The following is a 20,669-nucleotide window of genomic DNA, read 5'->3' as shown; positions in this document are numbered from 1 at the left end:
CATGGACCTCTACGCCTTCCCGCCTGTCGCCGCGATCCTCGACGCGGCCTACTCCCTCCTCATGGGTCTCGCCGCTCTGCTCGAGCCCCTCGCCGGATCGGCCGCGGCCGCAGCATCCGTCATCGTCCTGACCCTGCCGGTGCGGGCGGCGCTCATCCCGGCGGGGATCGCGCAGGCGAAGGCCGAGCAGACCCGCAGCCGCCTCGCCCCGAAGCTGCGAGAGCTGCAGCGCCGCCACAAGAAAGACCCCGAACGCCTCCAGCGCGAGACGATGAAGCTCTACGCCGACGAGAAGGCGTCGCCGTTCGCGGGCTGCCTGCCGATGCTCGCGCAGGCACCCGTGGTCGCGATCGTGTACGCACTCTTCCTGCACACCACGATCGCCGGGCACGCCAACGCGCTGCTCTCCCACGAGCTCGTCTCGGTGCCCCTCGGCACCAGCCTCGTGGGCGCGGTCGCCGCGGGGACGGCGTCCGTGGCGACCCTCGGCGTGTTCGCGGGCGTCCTCGCCGTGATCATCGTGGTGGCCGAGATCACGCGGCGCGCGTTCCGTCCGCAGATCGGGACGGGAACGGATGCTGCGCCCCCGGCCGGCGTCGGCATCGCGAAGCTCACCGGCGTGCTGCAGTTCACGACCGCGGTCTTCGCGCTGTTCGTGCCGCTCGCCGCCGCGCTCTACCTCGCGACGACCGTGGCCTGGACGCTGGTGCAACGCCTGGTGCTGCGGTGGATCCACCCTCTCGCGACCGCCTGAGTCGCGACGGGATCAGGTCGCCGGTTCATCACGGGCGTGCAGCACCCCGCTCGCGGCGCCCAGCACGGCACCGGCGAGCGTGTCGACGACGCGCTCGGTCGCGACCGCCACGGAGTCGACCGCGCCGGTCGCGGCGCCGGTGAGCAGGAGCACGAGCGGCGTGATGAAGGCGAGGGCGAGCGCGTAGTTGCGCACGACGAACAGCTCGATCGTGAACTGCAGCACGCCCAGGAGCAGCGCGAGCCACAGCGCCGGGATCGGCAGCGGAGCAAGAAGCAGGTAGAAGCCCGCGCCGAGGATCGTGCCGATCATGCGGTGCAGGCCGCGGCTGACCGCTGCCCGCCGGTCCGCGGCGACGCCCACGACGGCGACCGCCGCGCCCACGATCCAGTACGCGCGGTCCGGGTCGACGAACAGTCCCACCCCGATTCCCACCACCGTCACGAGCGCAACGCGGACGACCAGCATCCGCGCCCCCGGCGGCCACGCCGGCCCCGGCAGCACTTCGCGCAGAGGCCGCGAAGCGACCCGCCGGCGGCTCGGCAGCACCAGCGGAGCGAGCGACACGAGCGAGGAGAAGAGGATGCCGCAGGCCACCGCCGCGACGTAGGTCGCAGCATCCGCTCCCGACGCCACGATGTGCGCCGACAACCCGTAGACGAGCACGACGAACAGGGGACCGGGCGGCCCCACGGCGAAGCCGAACATCGCGATGGCCGCCGCGATCGCGACCACCGCGAGCCCGACCAGGGTCGCCAGCGCCGACGGACCGGCGAGGGCCCCGAGCACCGCCGCGACGACGAGTCCGCCGGCGACGAAAGGCACGACGCGCGCCCGCTCGAGCACCGGCATGTGGGTGCCGTACAGAGCGACGAACGCGCCCGTCGCCGCCTGGAAGCCGAGGTCGGGGCGCCCGACCAGCGTCATGACCGCGATCGGCACCGCCATCGCGATCGCCGCGCGCAGGCCGATCGCCCACCGCGGCGCCGGCGCCGGCGCGAGGCGGAACAGGCTCGACACCGCATGGGTCAGGTCGGCCGTGAATCTCCGGCCGGCGCCGTGCTGCGGCATCCGTCCTCCCGTCTCAGACCGCGGGGTCTTCGGCTCGCGCCGGTTCGGAGAGCAGCTGGTCGAGGAGCGCGAGCGCGGCGTCCTGCGGGGCGTCGGGGTCGAGCAGCCACTGGGTCTGCAGACCGTCGGATGCCGCGATCATGAGCGCGGCGGCCGCCACCGGATCGACGTCGGCACGGATGCGGCCCGTGCGCTGGTTGTGCCGTACGCGTTCGGCGATCTCGGTGCGCACGCGCACGAAGCGCTCGGTCGCGAACTCGCGCGCGGCGGGATGCCCCTCCTCCAGGGCAGAGGCGACGAGCGATGAGTACAGCTGCACGAGGCCCTGCACCTCGTGGTTGTGGTCGCTCCACCGGCGCAGCAGCTCGGTGGGCGTCACATCGGGGGGAACGGGCTCCCAGTCGTCGCCGCGGGCCTCGGACTGTCGGTAGACGGCGATCAGGAGCTCTTCGAGCGACCCGAAGTAGTGCTTCAGTGCAGCGTGCGTGACGCCGACCTCCTCGGCGATCGCGCGCAGGCTCGTGCGGTCGGAGCCGCGCTTCGCGAACACCTCGATGGCCCGATCGAGGATCTCCTGGCGACGGGCGACGCCCTTCGCGTACGACCCGCGCGGGGTCGGCTGGTGCTCCTCTTCGGCCATGCGCACAATGCTATCGAAGTAAAACCTCCACATGGAGGTTTTAGTGCTACCGTGTCCCGATGACCACGTCTTCCTCCGGAGCCGTCGGCGTCGGCATCATCGGCGCCGGAAACATCAGCGATCAGTACCTGACCCACCTGTCGAGCTTCCCCGACGTGCGCGTCATCGCGATCGGCGACGTCCTCGAGGACCGCGCGAAGGCGCAGGCCGAGAAATACGGCGTGCCCCACGCGGGCGGCATCGACGTCGTGCTGAACGACCCCGACGTCGACATCGTCGTGAACCTCACGATCCCGGCCGTGCACGTCGAGGTCTCGCTGGCGATCATCGCCGCCGGCAAGCACGTGTGGACAGAGAAGCCGATCGGCATCGACCGCGAGGAGTCGCAGCGACTGCTCACGACGGCGGACGCTGCGGGCCTGCGCGTCGGCGTCGCACCCGACACGGTGCTGGGCCCGGGCATGCAGACGGCCAAGCGCGCGATCGCGCGCGGCGACATCGGCCGTCCGCTGTTCGCGACGACGTCGTTCCAGTGGCAGGGTCCGGAGATCTTCCACCCGAACCCCGCCTTCCTCTACGCGAAGGGCGGCGGACCGCTCCTCGACATGGGCCCGTACTACGTGTCGGCGCTGGTGCACGTGTTCGGTCCCGTCGCGTCGGTCGCAGCCCTCGGCCTGCAAGGCTCACCCACGCGCACGGTGCAGGTGGGCGAGCTCGCCGGCACCGAGTTCCCGGTCGAGATCCCCTCGACGCTGTCGGTGCTGATGGACTTCGAGCAGGGTGGCCAGGCGCAGAGCCTGTACAGCACCGACTCGCCGCTCAAACGCCACGGCATCGTCGAGATCAACGGCACCGAGGGCACGATCGTGATCCCCGACCCGAACTACTTCGGCGGCGACATCACGATCACGCGGCCGCTCGCCGACGCCTCCGTGAGCGAGCAGGAGGTCATCCAGGTGCCGCAGGAGGGCGTCCTCGTCGGACGCGGCTTGGGCCTGCTCGACATGGCCCGCTCGATCCGCGGCGGCCGCCCGCACATCGCCACCGGCGAGTTCGGCTACCACGTGCTCGACACCCTCCTGTCGATCGAGGAGGCAGCCGCGTCTCGCACGTACATCGACGTCGAGAGCACGCTGGGCGAGGTCGGCTCGCTTCCCGCGGACTTCGACCCGCTGGCCGCCACGCTCTGATCGGCTCCGTTCCGGGCTCCACACAAATCGCGAGAGGGTAGATCTCCGCCACGCTGCGTGCGGAAATCTACCCTCTCGCGAATCCAGGGACAGGGGTTCACGGATGCCGCGGGCCACAGCATCCGTGATCTCCGTCGCGTCAGCGGAAGAAGTCGCCGAGACCGGGCAGCTCGAAGTTCGAGATCTGCTCGCCGAAGCCCGTCACGGCTTCGCCGGCGCCGGCGAGCTGCTCGGACGCTCCGGCGACGAGGTCGCCCGCACCGCCGAGATCGACCCCGCCCGCGATCGCGTCGAGGTCCAGGCCGCCGGCGATGGCGTCGAAGTCCACGCCGAGCGTCGCCGCCTGGGCCAGAAGCGGGACGGCGACGGTGCTGACCACCGCGGCCCCGGCGACGGCACCGAGCACCCCGCCCGCGCCCACGAGCGCCGCGCTGCGCGCCAAGCCCCCGCCGGCCGACGTTCCGCTGCCACCGCGCCCGACCCGCGCGAGGAGGCCCGCCATCGCCCCCGGACGCATCGCCTCTGTGCGCGCCGCCGCGTGCGCGAGGTCCGGCGCGTCGGCGGAGCGCGGCTGCTCGGCCGGACGCAGCTCGGTGCGCATCCCGGCCTGCACCTGTGCCCGCTGCTCGGGCGTCAGCCGCGCGAACGCCTCCCGGTGGATGGCCTCGACCTGATGCGGGTCGGAGGTCTGGAGCAGGTACTCGTAGCGGGCGATCGCAGCCCGGTCTGCGGCGGTCGCGGGTGCGGCGGTGGGCGGCGTCGCTGCGGGCGGCGCGGCGGTGCCGGGCGCCGTCGACGCCGGAGGCGGCGTGAGGCCGACCGCAGTCGCCGGCGCGGGCGCGGCGGGCGTCGGCTGCCACGGGGCGGCCGCGGGTGGTGCCGCCGCGGAGCGCTGGTCACCGGTGACCGCTCCGGCGACATCGCGGACCATCGCGCGCCAGTCCGTGCCCCCGCCGGGCCCCGCGCCCTTCGAACCTGACGAGTCGAGGGCCTTGGCGGCGAGGCCGAAGAGACGGTTGAGCGAGCTCATGGGGTTTCCTTCCGGGTCGGAGACGTGGCGTGACGAAGAACGCCAAGGTCTCCTCCGCCCCGAAGGGCCGGCAACCCGGGATCCGGCGCTGGATCCGTAGTGACGAGCGTGCCGCAGACGGGAGTACTCCCCTTGTGCGATCCAGCCTACGGGCGGGCCCCTCGCGTTCGGCGCCCCGACGTCGGCACTCTCAGCAGATTGATCGGTTCCCCCGCCGTCCGCGTCGCGGCCCGCGTGGCCGCGTCAGCCGGCGAGCACGCGCGCGGTCGCCTGCGCCTGGATGCTGAGCTCGGCGGCCTTGAACGCGTGCGCCTGCGTCATCGCGTTCTCGGTGCGGTCGAGGCAGTCGCGGATGAGCTGCCCGAAGAACGGGAAGCCGGTCCTGCCGTGGGCGTCGAAGCGCTGCTGGCCGTCCTGGTTCACGAGCAGCACCTGGCCACCGCCGTTGTCGGTGGTGATGTCGATGTACTTGCGCAGTTCGAGGTAGCCGTCCGTGCCGAGGATGACGGTGCGACCGTCACCGAACACATCGATGCCGGCCGGCGTGAACCAGTCCACGCGCACGTAGCCGGTCATCCCGTTGTCGAGCACGACGTGGGCATCGCCGAAGTCCTGCAGCCCCGGTGTCTCACGGTGGGCGTAGTTCGCGATCGTCGCGCTCACGACCTCGCCGTCGGTCGCACCGGTGTAGTACAGCATCTGCTCGAAGTTGTGGCTGCCGATGTCGCAGAGGATTCCGCCGTACTGCTCCGGGTCGTAGAACCAGTCGGGGCGGCCGGTGCCGATGCGGTGCGGACCGAAGGAGACGACCTGCAGCACAGTGCCGATCGCGGCCTGGGCGATGAGCTGCCCGGCGAGGATCGCCGCTTCGGAATGCACCCGTTCCCCGTAGTACACGGCGAACTTGCGACCCGTGCGCGCCGTCGCCTCGCGGGCGGCGGTCAGCTGCTCGAGCGTCGTGATCGCCGGCTTGTCGGCGAAGAAGTCCTTGCCGGCCTCGATCACGCGGAGCCCCAGGGGTGCGCGGTCGGAGGCGATCGCCGCGCTCGCGACGAGCCGCACATCGGGGTCCGCGAGCACCTCCTGCTCGCTCGTCGCGACGCGCGCCTGCGGGAATCTCGCGAGGAAGTCGCGGACCTTCTCCGGGTCGGGGTCGTGGACGAGCGACAGCGTCGCGCCCGCCTCGACGAGCTGATCGACCATGCCGTGGATGTGGCCGTGGTCGAGGCCGACGGCCGCGAAGACGAACTCTCCGGGGCGGACGACGGGCTCGGGGAGCGGCTCGAAGGTGTACTCCAGGGTCATCGTGCGTCCTCCTGGCCCGTCATGTCGTATGTCCGCAGTCGCCCGCACATTCCGAAGCCGCGTTCCCCCACCGAGGCGACGGCCTCCTGCAGGCGCGCTTCGGCGAGGTGGGCGACGGAGCCTGCGGCCACAGCTTCGGCGAGGGTCAGCGCACGTTCGGCATCGGCCAGCGGCCCCTCCCGCACGATGTCGGGCCACGTCTGCGCACGGCTGCGGACGAGGGCGCCGGCGGCTTCACGGAAAGCGTCGAACGGTCCGCGGTCGCCCGCGACCACCGCGTCCCGCAGCACGCCGAAGCCCGCGACGGCGAGGTCGCGCCGGCGGGCGGCGCGTTCTGCGCGCTGAAGCGGATCGCCCAGGTCTGCCGCAGCGGCGTAGGCCGCAGCATCCGTCACGATCTCCGTCGGAAAGGTCATCACGGCGTCGCCCGCCTCCGGCAGGCCGGCGTTGCTCATGAGCACGATCACGCGCAGGCCGCCGTGGTTGACGACGCGGTGGATCGTGCCGGGAGCGAACCACACGACAGTCCCGGCAGTGAGCGGGGTCTCGCGGAAGCCGTCGGCGTCGAGCGTCTGCAGCGCGCCCTCGCCCGCGATGACCACGTAGGCCTCGGTCGACACGAGGTGAAGATGCGGACTGCCACCGCAGACGCCGTCGGGGGCCGCGCCGTCGTAGACGTCGAGGTGCGACAGCGAGATCCCTCCGGGGAAGGATGTCGCGCTCACGACGCGGCCTCGACGAGGGACCGGGTCTTCTCGAAGAAGTGCGGTGCACGAGCGACCAGTTGCCCGGCGCGGTAGTACGGGTCGTCGGCGCCCAGGGGCAGCGCGGTGAACTTACGCTCGAAGCCCGCCTTGTAGATCGCGGTGACGACCTCGACGGCGTTGCGGCCGTCGCGGCCGTCGGCGACGAGCGCCCGGCCGTCACGGATCGCCGCCAGCAGGTCGCCGATCTGCCCGGCGTGTCCGCGGTGCGGCAGCGGCTCGCGTTCGGCCACGAGCGCCTCGATGCGGGCGACGAGCTCGGCGTCGCCCCCGGTCGCGGGGAAGCCGTCGGGGCGCGAGGCCTCGGCGGCGACTGCCCACGGCAGCGAGATGCTCGCGTTCGCACCCTGGATGACGATCTGCTGGTCCTCGCCGTGGTGCACGACCGAGCTCGTGATCTGCGCGAGGCCACGGTCGTAGCGGAGCACCGCCACCGACAGGTCTTCGACCTCGGCGTTGTCGTGCTGCGCGTTGGCGAGCATCGCGACGATCTCGTTCGGCCGGCCGAGCAGCCACAGCATGAGGTCGATGTGGTGGATCGCGTGATTGAGGGTGCAGCCGCCGCCCTCCTTCTCCCAGGTGCCCCGCCACCACAGGTCGTAGTACGGCAGCCCACGCCACCAGGCCGAGTCGACCCGCACGTGCGAGATCGAGCCGAGCAGGCCCGAGTCGACGACGGCCTTGAGGGTCGCGACGTCGTCGCGGAATCGGTTCTGAGCGACCACCGAGAGGATCTTGCCCGAACGCTCCTCGGCGGCGAGGATGGCGTCGCACTCTTCGAGCGACGGCGCCATCGGCTTCTCGACGAGCACGTGCACGCCCGCGTCGAGGGCGGCGATGGCGAGCGCCGCGTGCGTCGAGGGCGGGGTGCCGATGCTCACGACGTCGAGCGCGGCCGCGGCGATCATCTCGAGCGGGTCGTCGTAGGGCGTCGCGCCGTCGAGGTCGAACGCGGCGGCCTTGAGCGCCGCCTTGCCGGGGACGACGTCGGCGAGTGCCACGATCTCGCACTCCTCAGGAAAGTCGAGGTAGCCGGCGATGTGCGCGTCCGCGATCCCTCCGGTGCCGATGATTCCGATCCTGAGCATGTGTCGCGGCCTCCTTGGCGCATTAATACGTATTACTAAGACGTAGTAGGTACTATCGCAGGAGACCGTGGATTCCGTCAAGCGCTTTCCCGTCGGGGCGAGCGGCTGGGGCGGCGGTCGAAGGCGGAAGGAGAGTCGCGTGGAGAAGCGCCCGACGAGCCACGACGTGGCCCGTGCTGCCGGAGTGTCGCAATCGACGGTCTCGTTCGTGTTCACCGGTCGCGCCGGCATCTCGCCGTCGACGCGGGAGAAGGTGCTGACGGCGGCGGCCGAACTCAACTACCGCCCGAATCTGGCGGCTCGTTCCATGCGGACCCGGCGCACGGGCCGGCTCGCGGTGGTCGTGCCGATCGCGAGCCTCACCCCGTTGACACTGCTCCCGGGGGCGATCGCGGCGGCACAGGATCAGGGGTACGTCGTCGAGGTGGTGAGCCTCCCGCACCAGGCGACCGAGCGCGACGAGCGTCTCGCCGAGCTGATCGGCTCCCGTCAGTACGAGGGCGTGCTGTCGTTCACTCCCCTCCCGTCGGCCGATGCGGGCCCGGAACCCGCAGGCGACGCCGGGACGGATCCGGGCCTCGCGGAGGGCGAACCCGACAAGGTCGTCGTCCTCGCCGTCGCCGAGTTCGACGACGAGATGCGCACCGCCGGAGCGCTGACCGACGCCCTGCCGATCGTGACGATGATGGAGCACCTCGCTGCCGGAGGGCAGCGACGGTTCCTGCATCTCGCGGGGCCCCCGGACTTCCGCTCGTCGCTGGCGCGGCGCGAGGCGTACCTCTCGACCATCGAGCGGCTCGGCCTGGAGTCTTTGGGCGTCATCGACGGCGATTGGAGCGGTCGCTCCGGCGAGGATGCCGTGAACGCTCTGCCCGACGGCATCCTTCCGGTCGCCGTGATCGCCGCGAACGACCTCATCGCCACCGGGGCGCTCCGCGCCGCGACGAAGCGCGGATGGCGCGTACCCGAGGACCTCACCCTCACCGGCTGGGACGACCACCCCCAGAGTGCCTTCCTCGCACCGTCGCTCACGACCGTGCGGCAGGATCGCGAGCGGCTCGGTGCACACTCCATGCATCGCCTCATCGCGGCAGTGCGGGGCCTGCCCGCTCCCCCCGAGCCGGCCGACCTGCTGCGCGTGGTGTGGCGTGAGTCGACGGGCGCCGTGCCCGCGGCGTAGCACGGCGCTTCCCGGCCGGACCAGCCCGTCACAACCGGCCGACGGTCTCGATGTCCTCGAGGAAGTCGGCGGCCACCTGTGCCGAGACGGTGGCCCGCGTGCCGGCGATCGCGGCGGTGTAGTCGTCCATGAACGGGCCGGCGGGCTCGTCGGCACCGGAGTCCATGGCGTTCTCGAGCGCCGACTGCGACGCCTTCCGCGCCGCGAACTCGATGTCGGCGGGCGAGAACCCGTCGGTCATCTCGACCAGCTCCGGCACGTCGATCCCCACCGCGGCGTCAGGGATGTACCGGCGCCAGATCGCGTCGCGCGCCTGCTGATCGGGAAGGCCGATCGGGATGACGTAGTCGAAGCGGCCGTGCCGGAGGAACGCGGCATCCAGCGATCTGATGAAGTTCGTGGCGCAGATCAGCAGGCGTCCGGGCTGCTCCCGGAACGCCGGGATGATCTTGAGCAGCTCGTTCGTGACGCCCTGCGTGGGCGACGGCGGCTCGCCCTGACGGTGCGAGGCGATCTCCTCGACCTCGTCGATGAACACGACCGCGTGCTCGAGCTCGGCGATCGTCGCGAACGTCTCGCGCAGCGCACCGGCGAGCCCACCCGGGTGCGACGCGAGACGCGAGGGGAACACCTCGACGAACGACCACTCCAGGCGCGAGGCGATCGCCTTGGCGAACGTGGTCTTGCCGGTGCCGGGAGGACCGAACAGCACGATCGCGCGCGGCGGCACCACCCCGAACCGCTCGGCGAGCTCGGACTGCGCCAGCGGCAGCACCACCCGCCGCTCGAGCAGCGCCTTCTCGGTGGTCATGCCGCCGACCGCGTCCCAGAGCCCGCGCGGCAGCACGCGGCCGCCGAGCTCGGCGAGGCGCTTGAGCTCCTCACGCTGGACCGGGATGTGCCGCTCGAAGTAGTGCAGGTCCTGCTTCAGTTCGAACCCCTGGTGCAGGAACGCGCCCATCTTCGTCTCCGCGGCAGGCATGAGGGCGGAGAGCTTGGAGATGCCCTGCGGCGCCATGCGCGCCTCGAGCGCGGCGAGGAGCGACGAGCCGATGCCCATGCCGCGGACATGGGAGGCGGTGGCGAGGAACACCACCCATCCCTGCGCGTGCGCCGTGCGGCCGATCGCGGCACCGACCACCTGCTCGCCGACGACGGCGACCACCGCATGATCCTTCGCGCACGACGCGAGCACCTCGGACAGGCTGTAGACCGGCTCGACACCCTCACCGGTCACCTGCTCCCAGAGCCGCAGAATGCCGTCGACATCGTCGGCGTGATAGTCGCGGATCCGCCAGCCTGCCATGGCCCGGACTCCCTTCGGTGCGAGGTGGGTCGCCTCAGGCTACCCACGCGGCACAGGTGCGGACAGTCGTATTTCGTGCGTCCGGCCGGACGGACTGTCGGGCGTCCCTCATGGCGAAAGAGCACGCGACGGGACGGAGGAGCTCGCTGCTTCCCGGGACGCGCGGACGGAAGAGGGATGCCCCGGCCCGAGGCATCCGACTTTTATTCGGTGGTGCGGGTGTCGAGCTCGGCGCGGGCGGCCTCGATCGCGACGTCGGTCGCGGAGTACCCGTGCTCGGGACCGGGGAACACGCCGCCGCGCACCTCGCGGGCGTACGCGGCGACGCCGGCCACCATGTCGGGGCCGATGGCGCCGTAGCGCTTGACGAAGGCGGCGGTCTTGCCCTCGGTGATGCCGAGCAGGTCGTGGATCACCAGCACCTGCCCGTCTGCGGGGCCGGCGCCGATGCCGATCACGGGGATCTCGAGCGCCGGCAGCACGACGGCGGCGACATCGGCCGGCACGGCCTCGATCACGAGCACGCTGGCGCCGGCATCCTGCACGGCGAGGGACTCGCGCACGATCCGCGCGGCCGACTCCGCGGTGCGCCCCTGGGCGCGGAGGCCCCCGAGTGCCACCGCAGTCTGCGGTGTGAGGCCCACGTGGGCGACGACGGGGATGCCGGCCTCGGCGATCGCGCGGATGCGGCTGAGTCGCGCCTCTCCCCCTCCCTCGAGCTTGACGGCGTCGGCGCCGGTCTCCTTGACGAAGCGGATCGCGGTCGTGACCGCCTGCTCGTCCGACACCTCGGTCGACCCGAACGGCAGGTCGGCGACGACGAACGCCGACTGCACGCCGCGGCGCACCGCTCCGGCGAGCACGAGCATCTCCTCGACGGTGACCGCGACGGTCGAATCGTGCCCGAGCACGACCTGCGCGCCGGAATCGCCGACGAGCACCATGTCGACCTCGGCCTGCTCTGCCACCCGGCCGGTCGGGTAGTCGTAGGCCGTGACCATCACGATCGGCTCGCGCCGCGCCTTCATCTCGGCGAGTCGCTGCAGGGTGACCTGTGCGCGCATCACGCACCTCCTAGGACGGTGTTGTCGATGAGCCGCGTGCTGCCGACGCGGGCCGCGATCGCGACCAGCACGGGTGCGTCGACGACGGCGACGGGGGCGAACGTGATCGGGTCGACGAACGCCACATACTCGGAATGGATGCCGGCTGCCTCGAGTGTCGCCAGCGCCTGGGCGCGCAGCGCCTCGGTGTCGGAGATGCCGGAGGCCGCAGCATCCGTCACCTCCTGCAGGGCGCGCGGGATCGCGAGGGCCCGCGCGCGCTCGTCGGGCGAGAGACGCGCGTTGCGGCTGGAGCGGGCGAGGCCGTCCGCGTCGCGCGACGTGGGGCACACGACGAGGGCGACCGGGATGCCGAGATCGGCGACGAAGCGGCGGATGACGGCGACCTGCTGCGCGTCCTTCGCGCCGAAGTACGCGTGGTCCGGGAGCGCCGCGAGCAGCAGCTTCGTCACCACGGTGGCGACGCCGTCGAAGTGGGCGCGGCCGCGCTCGGCGCCCTCGAGGGTCTCGGCGATCAGGCCGGCGACGCTGACGGTGGTGGCGAAGCCGTCGGGGTAGACCTCGGAGGCCTCGGGGGCGAAGACGACGTCGACCCCCTCGGCCTCGGCGAGCGCGAGATCGGCCTCCTCGGTGCGCGGGTAGGCGGCGAGGTCGGACTGCTCGTTGAACTGCGCGGGGTTGACGAAGATCGTCATCACGACGGTGTCGTCCCTCTTGCGGGCAGCGCGGAGCAGCGTCGCGTGGCCTTCGTGGAGCGCGCCCATCGTCGGGACGAGACCGATGCTGCCGCCGCGGCGATCACGCAGCGCGGTGCGGAGGTCGGCGACGGTGCGGACGACGATCATGAGCCCACCCCCTGGCGCGCACGGAGGTCGCGCGTCGCCGCGACCAGGGCGTCGAAGAGCGCGGCGCGCTCGGGCAGCCGTTCAGCGACGGCAGCGCGCTGGCGGGCGACCGTCTCCTCGTCGCCGCGGGCGATGGGTCCGGTGAGGGCGGCCGCGCCGTGGGCCTCCCAGTTCGCGACGGTCGCGCGCACGAGCGGTGCGAGCGCCTCGCGCGGGACTCCGGCGGTGACCGCCAGCTCCTCGGCGAACGACTCGAGCGTCACGAGGAAGTTCGAGGCGATCGACGCGGCCGCGTGGTACGCGGCGCGGTCGGCATCGGACACGTCGAACGGCGTCATCCCGAGCGCCTCGGCGAGCGCGTGGGCGGTGGCGAGGGCCTGCGCGGTCGAGCCGGCGAGAGCCGTGGGCACGCCCGCGAACGAGGTCGCGCCGGTCACGGCCGTGAGGGGATGGATGCTGAGCGCCTCGTGCGGTGCGAGCGGCTCGAGCGTCGTCGCGCCGGAGAAGTGCCCGACCAGGCGTCCCGGTGCGATGAGTGCCGCCGCGGCGCCGATCTCGGCGTCTGGGACCGCCAGCAACACGATGTCGGCGTCCTCGCCGGTCGCACCGCGGCCGAGAGGGCCGGCGACCTCGACGCCGACGTCGCGGAGAGCCGCTGACATCGCCCGGCCGACGCGGCCGTCGCCCACGATCGCGACGCGGGCACGCGCGCTTGCGGAGTGCGAGTCCGGCATCGTCGTCGTCTCCCGTCACGGCGCATGGATCCGGTCCAGGACGGCTGAACCAGGTTCAAAACTACTCGCCGCACGGAGGCTCGGCGAACGCCCTCCGCTGCCGGAGAGGCTCGCGCGGTCGGTTTCGGCATGCGCGGTCGAACCGTACGACCGCGAACGCCGATACGAACAGCGCGTACCCGACGCTCGCCGGATCGAGCCGCGAACGCCGATACGAGCAGCGCAAGCCCGAGGGCGGACCGAGGGGCTCGGCATCCGTCGTTCTGTCCATGCGTTCGTGAAACGGGCGCGGCCCCCGACCGGCGAGAGTCGGGGCCGCCGCTTCGTACCCCGCTACGTCTGCGCGGGCGCCTGGTATGCGACGTGGACGCGGCCGATCTCGCCGTCGAACGCGAACGGCATCTTGTCGACGTATGCGCGTGACACGGCGCCGCCGTACGCGCGGCCCACGTCGAGGCAGTCGTTCGCCGAGAACAGCAGGGGCGCACTCACGGGCACGGTGCCCGACGCGACCTCCGCACCGTCGATCCGCAACACGATGCTGAGCGGGCCGCCCGGTCGCGGCTCGACGTACGAGGTCTCGATCTCGATCGCGTGGTCGCCCGCGGCGAGCGGCTCGGATGCGGCAATGATCGTCCGCTGCACGAGGAACAGGTTGTACTCGTACGTCAGGATGCCGTCGACGACGAACGCCGTGAGTCCGCCGCCCGCGCCACCGAGCTTGTAGAGCACGCCATTCGCCTGGTCGCCGACCTTCACCTCGATCGAGACGACGTTCGGCTTGTTGCCGAGCGCCGGCGCGCAGAACTCGGGGACGCGGGACGTATCGCCTGAGAACTCCCATTCGGTGTACGGCGGCGCGATCCGCAGCTCCGGGTGGAACGGCGCGATCCACAGGCCGCCGCCGATCGGGAGCACCTTGTTCTTCGCCGCCTCGATCGCGAACAGCTCCTTGAGCCCGGCGAGCTTCTCCGGATGCTGGTCGGCGACGTCGTGGGCCTGGCTCCAGTCCTCGTCGAGGTGGTACAGCTCCCATTGGTCATGGTCGGGTGTCCAGGTCTGGATCCCGGGCGGGACGCCGGGAACCCACGGCAGACGAGGGCCCGTCGTCGACGCGAGCCAGCCGTCCTCGTAGATCGACCGGCTGGCCATGATCTCGAAGTACTGCACACGGTGGCGACCGGCGGCCGTCTCGTCGTCGATCGAATACGCGAAGCTCGTGCCGTCGATCGGGTCCTGCGGAAAGCCGTTGACCATATCGGGGTGCGAGATGCCGAGGATCTCGTAGATCGTGGGCGCCAGGTCGATCACATGGTGGAACTGCGTGCGCGGAGCCGGGTCGTGCGCGATCCGCGCCGGCCACTGGAGGAACATCGGGTTGCGGGTGCCACCCAGGTGCGAGGCCATGAGCTTCATGCCCTGGTACGGCGACGACCCGGCCCACGCCCAGGCCGCATGGTACTGGTTGTCGGTCGCCGGCGTTCCGAGCGCGTCGAGCCCTCCGAGTTCCTCGAGCGCCGCGATGTGCTGGTCGACGGTGGTCGGAATCATGTTCTGCGCGAGCAGCTCGCTGATCGTGCCGTTCTGCCCCTCGCCCGACGAGCCGTTGTCGCCCCAGATGTAGACGACGATCGTGTTGTCGATGTACCCGAGGCGCTCGAGCTCGTCGACGACGCGGCCCGCCTGCACGTCGGCGTGCTCGCCGAAGCCGGCGCACAGCTCCATGAGGCGTGCCTGGAACGGCTTCTGGTGGTCGGGGATGTCGTCCCAGCCCTGCAGCGACTCGGGCCGCGGCGTGAGGACGGCGTCCTCGGGCACCCAGCCGGCCGCCTTCGCTCCGGCGAGGGCGTCCTCGCGGTACGCGTCCCAGCCGTCGTCGAAGACGCCCTTGTACTTGTCGGCCCACTCCTTGTGCACATGGTGCGGACCGTGGATCGCGCCGGCCGCCCAGTACATGAAGAACGGCTTGTCGGGCGAGAGCGCCTTGTGGTCGCGGAGCCACGAGATCGCGTCGTCGGCGATGTCCTCACTGAGGTGGTACCCCTCCTCCGGCGTCTTCGGCGGCAGCACGCTCGTGGTGTTGCGCACCAGATTGGGCTCGTACTGCGAAGCCTCGCCGGCGAGGAACCCGTAGAAGTACTCGAACCCGTTGCCGGTGGGCCAGTTCTCGAACGGTCCGGCCTTGGTGGTCTCCTCGGCGGGGGTGTTGTGCCACTTGCCCCACGCCGCCGTGGAGTAGCCGTAGTTGCGCAGCACCTCGGCCATGGTCGCGCTGCTCTTCGGGATGTGTCCGGAGTAGCCGTCCCAATCGGCCGCCAGCTCGGCGATCTGACCGGCCCCGACGCGGTGGTGGTTGCGCCCCGTGAGGAGCGCCGCACGGGTCGGCGAGCACATGGCGGTGGTGTGGAAGCGGTTGAAGCCGATGCCGCCCTCGCGGATCCGCTCGAGCGTCGGGGTGTTCACCTTGCCACCGACCGGTGCGGGCAGCGCGGGCCCTGCGTCATCGATCAGGACCACGAGGATGTTCGGAGCGTCGTCGTTCAGGTGTCGTTCCGGCGGCAGCGGCGAGTAGGTCGACTCGGCGAGAGTGCGCCCCGCGTAGCTGCCTGACGGCTTCGGGGGAAACGGCAGGGTCCGCGCGGGCGGGAGCGATGCTCCAGCGACGGAGTGGCGGTCGTCAGCGGTCATGCGTGTCTCCTGTCCCCGAAAGCGGGCGGGCCAGAGCGCCACCCCCAGTGGTGTCACCGTATCGACAGGCGTGCATGCATGGCATCATGCGGATCGCGTGAACTCGTCCGCGAAGGTGAACATCGCGTGACGCGGGACGAGCGGGTCCGCGGGATCCCGACGGGGTCTGCGCACGCAGAGGCGCGACCTTCCTGCCACTTCCAGGATATCCGGGGGTGGGGGCCTTGCGGCAAGAGCCCCTCGAGGGCGCATACTGGTCGGTCGCGACGCTCCCCGCCCCGTTCCTCCTTCCTCACTCCGTCAGAATCCGCGTCGCGAAGCCGCCAGGAGCCGATGCCGTGAATTCCCGTCCGATCAGCGATTCGAACCCGTCCTCTCCCTCAGCGGACACCACTGCTTTCCACCTCCCCGAGCGCCTCGCCGCCAAATCCGACCCGGCCCTCATCGGCGGTGACGAGCTGCACTTCGCCTCGATCGCCGACACCCTCGAGCGCTCGATCGCAGGCCTCGAGGATCGCCTCGACGAGCTGCGCCGCCGCCCCGGCGGTCACGGCCAAGCGGGCGTCGAACGCGACATCGAGATCCACCGCGTCTCGGCGCGGCTGCGGGTGCTGCGCCGCTTCGGGGTCGACGCGTGCCTCGGGCGCATGGTTCCCGCGGACGGCTCTGCGCCCGTCTACATCGGCCGCTTCGGACTCACGGATGCTGCGGGCCGACGTCTTCTCGTCGACTGGCGTACGCCCGCCGCCGAGCCGTTCTTCGCCGCCACGCACGCGCACCCGTCGGGGCTCGTCAGCCGCCGCCGTTACCGGTGGACGGGCGACCACGTCACCGACTACTGGGACGAGGTCTTCACCGCCGAAGGGCTGGACCACAACGCCGCGCTCGACGACCAGTCCGCGTTCATCGCGAGCCTCAGCGCCAGCCGGTCGCCGCGCATGCGCGATGTGCTGGGCACGATCCAGGCCGACCAGGACGCCATCATCCGCGCCGGGTCACGTGGAGCACTCGTCGTCGACGGCGGCCCCGGTACGGGCAAGACCGTTGTGGCGCTGCACCGCGCCGCATACCTCGTGTACTCCGACCCGCACCTCGGCGAGGGGCGCGGCGGCGTGCTGTTCGTCGGCCCGAGCCCCGCGTACCTCTCCTACGTCGAGGACGTGCTCCCGAGCCTCGGCGAGGAGAGCGTGCAGACCTGCACGGTGCGCGACCTCGTGACCGAGGGTGCAGCGGCGCGGCCCGAGACCGATCCCGTCGTGGCGCGTCTCAAGGCCGACGCGCGCTTGGTCGACGCCATCGAGCCCGCCGTCCGGCTCTACGAGGAGCCGCCCACCGAGGGTCTCGTCGTCGAGACACCATGGGCCGAGCTGTGGCTCGCTCCCCAGGATTGGGCCGAGGCGTTCGCGTCGGCCGAGGCGGGCCTGCCGCACAACGAGGCGCGCGACCAGGTGTGGGAGACGGTGCTCGACATCCTCACCGACCAGGTCGACGGCGAGGAGGTGCCGCTGCACCAGCTGCGGCGAGCGCTGGCCCGCAACGAGGAGCTGACGCGCGCCTTCGGTCGCGCATGGCCGCTGGTCGAGGCATCCGTTCTCGTGTCCGATCTGTGGAGCGTGCCGGCGTATCTGCGGCGCTCGGCGCCGTGGCTCGAACCGGCTGAGATCGAGGCGCTGCAGAGAACGGATGCTGCGGCCTGGACCATCGCGGACCTGCCGCTGCTCGACGCGGCCCGGCGACGGCTCGGCGATCCGGGTGCGTCACGGCGCCGGCGGGAGCGCGAGGCGAAGCTCGCGCAGGAGCGCGAGTACATGGCGCAGGTGGTCGATCGCCTGAAGGAGGCCGGCGACGAAATGATGCAGTGGCTCGACGGCGACGACCTGCGCAACAGCCTCGTCGACGAGTCGGTGCTCGACGCCGTCGATCCCGACCTCCTCGCGGGGCCGTTCGCGCATGTGATCGTCGATGAGGCGCAGGAGCTCACCGATGCGGAATGGCGGATGCTGCTGGCCCGCTGCCCGTCGCGCAGCTTCACGGTCGTCGGCGACCGGGCGCAGGCGCGGCACGGGTTCCACGAGTCGTGGCAGGAGCGCCTGGAGCACGCGGGTCTCACCGACGTCGGGGTGTCGTCGCTCACCATCAACTACCGCACGCCGAGCGAGGTCATGGCCGAGGCCGAGCCGGTGATCCGAGCGGCGATCCCCGATGCGAACGTACCGACGTCGATCCGGTCGAGCGGAGTGCCGGTGCGGCATGCCGCGGTGGCGGACCGCGACCGGATCCTGTCGGAGTGGCTGGAGGAGCACGGCGAGGGAGTCGTGTGCGTCATCGGAGACCCCTCGTTCGCGCCCCGGGAGCGGGTGCGCTCGCTCACCCCGGAGCTTGCGAAGGGCCTCGAGTTCGACCTCGTCGTGCTCGTCGAGCCCTCGACCTTCGGGGACGGCATCGAGGGCGCGGTCGACCGGTACGTCGCGATGACCCGCGCGACCGAGCGGCTGGTGGTGCTGGAGGGTTAGGTAGGGGGACGGATGCCGCGGCGCGCAGGCGCGGTTCCCAGACTTCGCAGAAGCTCACCGATGTCGTCGCCGATGTCGAAAGCGCTGCGAGGTTCGTGCGATTCTGCGAAGTCTGGGATTCTGGACGTCGTGACCCGCGCCCAGATCGTCGCCGACCGCATCGTGCGCGAGGCGGATGCCTCGGGATTCCGCGCCCACGGCTTGCACGTCCTCGTCGGAGACGACGTCGCCGAGCACCGGTGGACCGCGGATGTTCGCGAAGACATCCACTCGGCCGCGAAGGGCGTCTGCGTGATCGCGGCGGGGATCGCCGCGGACGAGGGGCTGATCTCGCTCGACGCGCCCATCGCCGCGCACCTCCCCGACGTCGAGCTCGGCGAGGGCGTCGACGACGTCACGCTCCGCCATCTGCTCACCATGACGAGCGGCATCGACCTGCCCTGGTCCGAGACGATGATGACCGACTGGCCCGACCTGTCCGAGGAGTTCCTCGGACGCCCTTCACGCGGTCGGGTGTTCCAGTACTCGAACGCCAGCACGTACACGGCGATGCGCGTCCTCGCCGAGCGGGTGGGCGATGTCGGCGACTACCTGGGGCCACGCCTGTTCGCGCCGCTCGACATCGACGATCCCTCGTGGGATCGCTGCCCGAAAGGGCGCATCGTCGCCGGCGGCGGCCTCGCCCTGCGCACCGAGGAGCTGTCCCGCATCGGTCGGCTCATCCGCGATCGCGGGCGCTGGGAGGGACGGCAACTCATGTCGCCCGAGTGGATCGACGCGATGCACTCCGACTGGGTGGTCGCCGGCGAGAACCCGGGATACGACGGATACGCCCTCGCGGGCTGGCGTGGTCCCGGCGAGGCGTGGCGACTCCACGGCGCTTACGGTCAGCTGCTCATCTTCGCAGGCGACGCGGTGGTGACGATCACCGCCGACGACCACTTCGGCGCTGACCGCATGGCCGCCTTCGCCGTCGAGGCCCTTCGCGACTGACGCGGCACGAAGCGCAGCACGTCACTCGCCCCCCCGTGCCGCGACGCGTCAGCCGCGCTGTACGTAGTGGCGCACGGTGTCGTCCCTCTCGACGAGGAAGCGATCGTCCTCCGGGTAGTACACCGCCCTGTCGATGTCGTCTCCCGCGAATCCTCGAATACTCTCCAGGCTGTCCCACCGCGAGACAGTGAGGATCTCCGTCAGGCCGTCCGGGAGTTCGCGCGTCAGGGTCCAGGCGTCCTTGTTCCCCGGAGCCGCGCGATACTCCTCGATCCCCGTCCGCTCGACGTAGTCGACGTATTCGTCGCGGTCTTCCGTGCGGATCACTCCACGCCATACCCGCACGACGTACCGATGGTGGCTGTGGTCTGCGAGGTCGGGCTCCGCCCGCGCGACGTCGGCGACCTCCTCCTCGGGGCGCGGCGGGATGTTCTCGTCGACCTCGAGCTCGGGGATGCTCGACTCACCCGGCCCCGGAACATGGGCGTGAGAGAAGTGCTCGTCATAGGTGGACACCGCGACTCCTTCCTTCGGCGACAGTCACAGCGTAGATCCGCAGACGTCAGCGCACGCGCAGTTCCTCCGGCAGCACCACGACGTCGACCAGCGCGCCGTTGCGCCAGACCGTCATCTCCATGCGGCGGCCGATCGCACCCTCGACCATGCGCCGCTGCAACGCCGTCGGGTCGGCGATCGTGACGCCGTCGAGCGAGAGCACGATGTCGCCGATGCGAGCACCGGCCACCGCGGCGGGACTGTTCGGCACGACCGAGACCACCTGCATCCCGACCCTCGATCCCGCCTTCGCTGCGACGTCCGGGCCCAGCGGCACCGTCGAACCCGCGATACCCAGCCAGGCTCGCCGCACCCGGCCTGCGACGCGCAGGGCGTCGATGATCTCGCGCGTCGTGGCGTTGATGGGCACCGCGAGCCCCAGGCCGATGCCGGCGACCGCGGTGTTCACGCCGACCATGCGGCCCGTGCTGTCGGCGAGCACGCCGCCGCTGTTGCCCGGATTGAGGGCCGCGTCGGTCTGGATCACCTCGTCGATGACCCGCCCCGACCTCGTCGGCAGTGAACGCCCGAGCGCCGACACGATCCCCGCGGTCACGCTGCCCGAGAAGCCGCGCGGATTGCCGAGCGCGACCACGAGCTGCCCGACGCCGAGTTTCGAGGCATCCCCCATCGTCAGCGGCGGCGGGGTGTCGACGTCGGCGCGCAGCACGGCGAGGTCCGACAGAGGATCGGCACCGATGACGGATGCCGCCGCCACTGTGCCGTCCGGAAACGCGACCTCCACCCCCACCGCACCCTCGACGACGTGCGCGCTGGTGAGCAGATGCCCGTCCGACGTGATCACCGAAGCGCTGCCGGCTCCCGACCCCTGCCGGGTGCGCACGCTCACGGCCGCGACGGACGGCAGCACGATCTGCGCGACGCGCATGACCGTCGAGGAGTAGGCGTCGAGCGCCTCCTGGTCGTCCACGAAACCAGTGTCGACCCG

The 20,669-nt window shown here is 71.4% G+C and carries 18 protein-coding genes; 5 read left to right on the top strand and 13 right to left on the bottom strand.

What is annotated here, in order from left to right:
- Position 1 precedes the first annotated feature (1 nt).
- Positions 2–754 (top strand): YidC/Oxa1 family membrane protein insertase, encoded by a 753-nt coding sequence (locus ACVN90_RS02325; RefSeq protein ID WP_475100584.1) that lies wholly within the window; start codon positions 2–4, stop codon positions 752–754.
- Positions 755–766: 12 nt separating this feature from the next.
- On the opposite strand, the gene ACVN90_RS02320 is transcribed toward ACVN90_RS02325, so the two are convergent.
- Positions 767–1,825, bottom strand: a complete 1,059-nt coding sequence (locus ACVN90_RS02320; protein ID WP_475100583.1) for an FUSC family protein — start codon at positions 1,823–1,825, stop codon at positions 767–769.
- A 13-nt stretch (positions 1,826–1,838) separates the two neighbouring features.
- Positions 1,839–2,465 (bottom strand): TetR/AcrR family transcriptional regulator, encoded by a 627-nt coding sequence (locus ACVN90_RS02315; protein WP_475100581.1) that lies wholly within the window; start codon positions 2,463–2,465, stop codon positions 1,839–1,841.
- Positions 2,466–2,524: 59 nt separating this feature from the next.
- Between ACVN90_RS02315 and ACVN90_RS02310 the strand changes: the two genes are divergently transcribed.
- The gene (locus tag ACVN90_RS02310; RefSeq protein WP_475100580.1) at positions 2,525–3,655 is read left to right on the top strand and encodes a Gfo/Idh/MocA family protein; all 1,131 of its coding nucleotides are present in this window, start codon (positions 2,525–2,527) and stop codon (positions 3,653–3,655) included.
- A gap of 139 nt (positions 3,656–3,794) precedes the next feature.
- Here ACVN90_RS02310 and ACVN90_RS02305 read toward each other — a convergent pair whose 3' ends face one another.
- From ACVN90_RS02305 to ACVN90_RS02290, 4 genes are all read right to left on the bottom strand, one after another.
- The gene (locus ACVN90_RS02305; protein ID WP_475100579.1) at positions 3,795–4,685 is read right to left on the bottom strand and encodes a cation-transporting ATPase; all 891 of its coding nucleotides are present in this window, start codon (positions 4,683–4,685) and stop codon (positions 3,795–3,797) included.
- 243 nt (positions 4,686–4,928) lie between these two features.
- Positions 4,929–5,990, bottom strand: coding sequence for a Gfo/Idh/MocA family protein (locus tag ACVN90_RS02300; protein ID WP_475100578.1), 1,062 nt, complete (start codon positions 5,988–5,990; stop codon positions 4,929–4,931).
- Complete coding sequence (locus ACVN90_RS02295) at positions 5,987–6,715, bottom strand: cupin domain-containing protein (RefSeq protein ID WP_475100577.1); 729 nt, start codon at positions 6,713–6,715, stop codon at positions 5,987–5,989. Before ACVN90_RS02295 ends, ACVN90_RS02300 begins: the two co-directional genes overlap by 4 nt.
- Positions 6,712–7,842, bottom strand: a complete 1,131-nt coding sequence (locus tag ACVN90_RS02290; RefSeq protein WP_475100576.1) for a Gfo/Idh/MocA family protein — start codon at positions 7,840–7,842, stop codon at positions 6,712–6,714. Before ACVN90_RS02290 ends, ACVN90_RS02295 begins: the two co-directional genes overlap by 4 nt.
- Positions 7,843–7,981: 139 nt before the next feature.
- Between ACVN90_RS02290 and ACVN90_RS02285 the strand changes: the two genes are divergently transcribed.
- Complete coding sequence (locus ACVN90_RS02285; RefSeq protein ID WP_475100575.1) at positions 7,982–9,022, top strand: LacI family DNA-binding transcriptional regulator; 1,041 nt, start codon at positions 7,982–7,984, stop codon at positions 9,020–9,022.
- Positions 9,023–9,050: 28 nt separating this feature from the next.
- Here ACVN90_RS02285 and ACVN90_RS02280 read toward each other — a convergent pair whose 3' ends face one another.
- From ACVN90_RS02280 to ACVN90_RS02260, 5 genes are all read right to left on the bottom strand, one after another.
- A complete protein-coding gene (locus ACVN90_RS02280) occupies positions 9,051–10,328 on the bottom strand; it encodes an ATP-binding protein (protein ID WP_475100573.1) in 1,278 nt (425 codons plus the stop codon).
- A gap of 203 nt (positions 10,329–10,531) precedes the next feature.
- Positions 10,532–11,392 carry a 3-methyl-2-oxobutanoate hydroxymethyltransferase gene (gene panB, locus ACVN90_RS02275; RefSeq protein WP_475100572.1) on the bottom strand — a complete coding sequence of 287 codons (861 nt, stop codon included), beginning with the start codon at positions 11,390–11,392 and terminating at the stop codon, positions 10,532–10,534.
- The gene (panC, locus tag ACVN90_RS02270) at positions 11,392–12,237 is read right to left on the bottom strand and encodes a pantoate--beta-alanine ligase (RefSeq protein WP_475100571.1); all 846 of its coding nucleotides are present in this window, start codon (positions 12,235–12,237) and stop codon (positions 11,392–11,394) included. The genes panB and panC overlap by 1 nt, the downstream gene beginning before the upstream one ends.
- Positions 12,234–12,971, bottom strand: a complete 738-nt coding sequence (locus ACVN90_RS02265; RefSeq protein ID WP_475100570.1) for a DUF2520 domain-containing protein — start codon at positions 12,969–12,971, stop codon at positions 12,234–12,236. Before ACVN90_RS02265 ends, panC begins: the two co-directional genes overlap by 4 nt.
- Before the next feature lie 333 nt (positions 12,972–13,304).
- Positions 13,305–15,659, bottom strand: a complete 2,355-nt coding sequence (locus ACVN90_RS02260; RefSeq protein WP_475100569.1) for an arylsulfatase — start codon at positions 15,657–15,659, stop codon at positions 13,305–13,307.
- Positions 15,660–15,997: 338 nt separating this feature from the next.
- Between ACVN90_RS02260 and helR the strand changes: the two genes are divergently transcribed.
- Positions 15,998–18,172 (top strand): RNA polymerase recycling motor ATPase HelR, encoded by a 2,175-nt coding sequence (gene helR, locus ACVN90_RS02255; RefSeq protein WP_475100568.1) that lies wholly within the window; start codon positions 15,998–16,000, stop codon positions 18,170–18,172.
- Between the two features lie 129 nt (positions 18,173–18,301).
- On the top strand, positions 18,302–19,165 hold the full coding sequence (locus tag ACVN90_RS02250) for a serine hydrolase domain-containing protein (protein ID WP_475100567.1): 864 nt from the start codon (positions 18,302–18,304) through the stop codon (positions 19,163–19,165).
- A gap of 48 nt (positions 19,166–19,213) precedes the next feature.
- On the opposite strand, the gene ACVN90_RS02245 is transcribed toward ACVN90_RS02250, so the two are convergent.
- Together ACVN90_RS02245 and ACVN90_RS02240 are read right to left on the bottom strand one after the other, a co-directional pair.
- Positions 19,214–19,681: a hypothetical protein gene (locus tag ACVN90_RS02245; protein ID WP_475100566.1), complete on the bottom strand. Its 468-nt coding sequence runs from the start codon at positions 19,679–19,681 to the stop codon at positions 19,214–19,216.
- 46 nt (positions 19,682–19,727) lie between these two features.
- The gene (locus ACVN90_RS02240; RefSeq protein ID WP_475100565.1) at positions 19,728–20,651 is read right to left on the bottom strand and encodes a S1C family serine protease; all 924 of its coding nucleotides are present in this window, start codon (positions 20,649–20,651) and stop codon (positions 19,728–19,730) included.
- Between the last annotated feature and the right edge of the window lie 18 nt (positions 20,652–20,669).

The organism is Microbacterium sp. F01, assembly GCF_056156365.1.
Note: the sequence above shows the minus strand (reverse complement) of the source record. Positions and strands in the feature narration are given on the sequence as shown.

Coding starts and splice junctions, on each gene's coding strand:
- ACVN90_RS02325 (WP_475100584.1), top strand. CDS start 2: ATGGACCTCTACGCCTTCCCGCCTGTCGCCGCGATCCTCGACGCGGCC.
- ACVN90_RS02320 (WP_475100583.1), bottom strand. CDS start 1,825: ATGCCGCAGCACGGCGCCGGCCGGAGATTCACGGCCGACCTGACCCAT.
- ACVN90_RS02315 (WP_475100581.1), bottom strand. CDS start 2,465: ATGGCCGAAGAGGAGCACCAGCCGACCCCGCGCGGGTCGTACGCGAAG.
- ACVN90_RS02310 (WP_475100580.1), top strand. CDS start 2,525: ATGACCACGTCTTCCTCCGGAGCCGTCGGCGTCGGCATCATCGGCGCC.
- ACVN90_RS02305 (WP_475100579.1), bottom strand. CDS start 4,685: ATGAGCTCGCTCAACCGTCTCTTCGGCCTCGCCGCCAAGGCCCTCGAC.
- ACVN90_RS02300 (WP_475100578.1), bottom strand. CDS start 5,990: ATGACCCTGGAGTACACCTTCGAGCCGCTCCCCGAGCCCGTCGTCCGC.
- ACVN90_RS02290 (WP_475100576.1), bottom strand. CDS start 7,842: ATGCTCAGGATCGGAATCATCGGCACCGGAGGGATCGCGGACGCGCAC.
- ACVN90_RS02280 (WP_475100573.1), bottom strand. CDS start 10,328: ATGGCAGGCTGGCGGATCCGCGACTATCACGCCGACGATGTCGACGGC.
- panB (WP_475100572.1), bottom strand. CDS start 11,392: ATGCGCGCACAGGTCACCCTGCAGCGACTCGCCGAGATGAAGGCGCGG.
- panC (WP_475100571.1), bottom strand. CDS start 12,237: ATGATCGTCGTCCGCACCGTCGCCGACCTCCGCACCGCGCTGCGTGAT.
- ACVN90_RS02265 (WP_475100570.1), bottom strand. CDS start 12,971: ATGCCGGACTCGCACTCCGCAAGCGCGCGTGCCCGCGTCGCGATCGTG.
- ACVN90_RS02260 (WP_475100569.1), bottom strand. CDS start 15,659: ATGACCGCTGACGACCGCCACTCCGTCGCTGGAGCATCGCTCCCGCCC.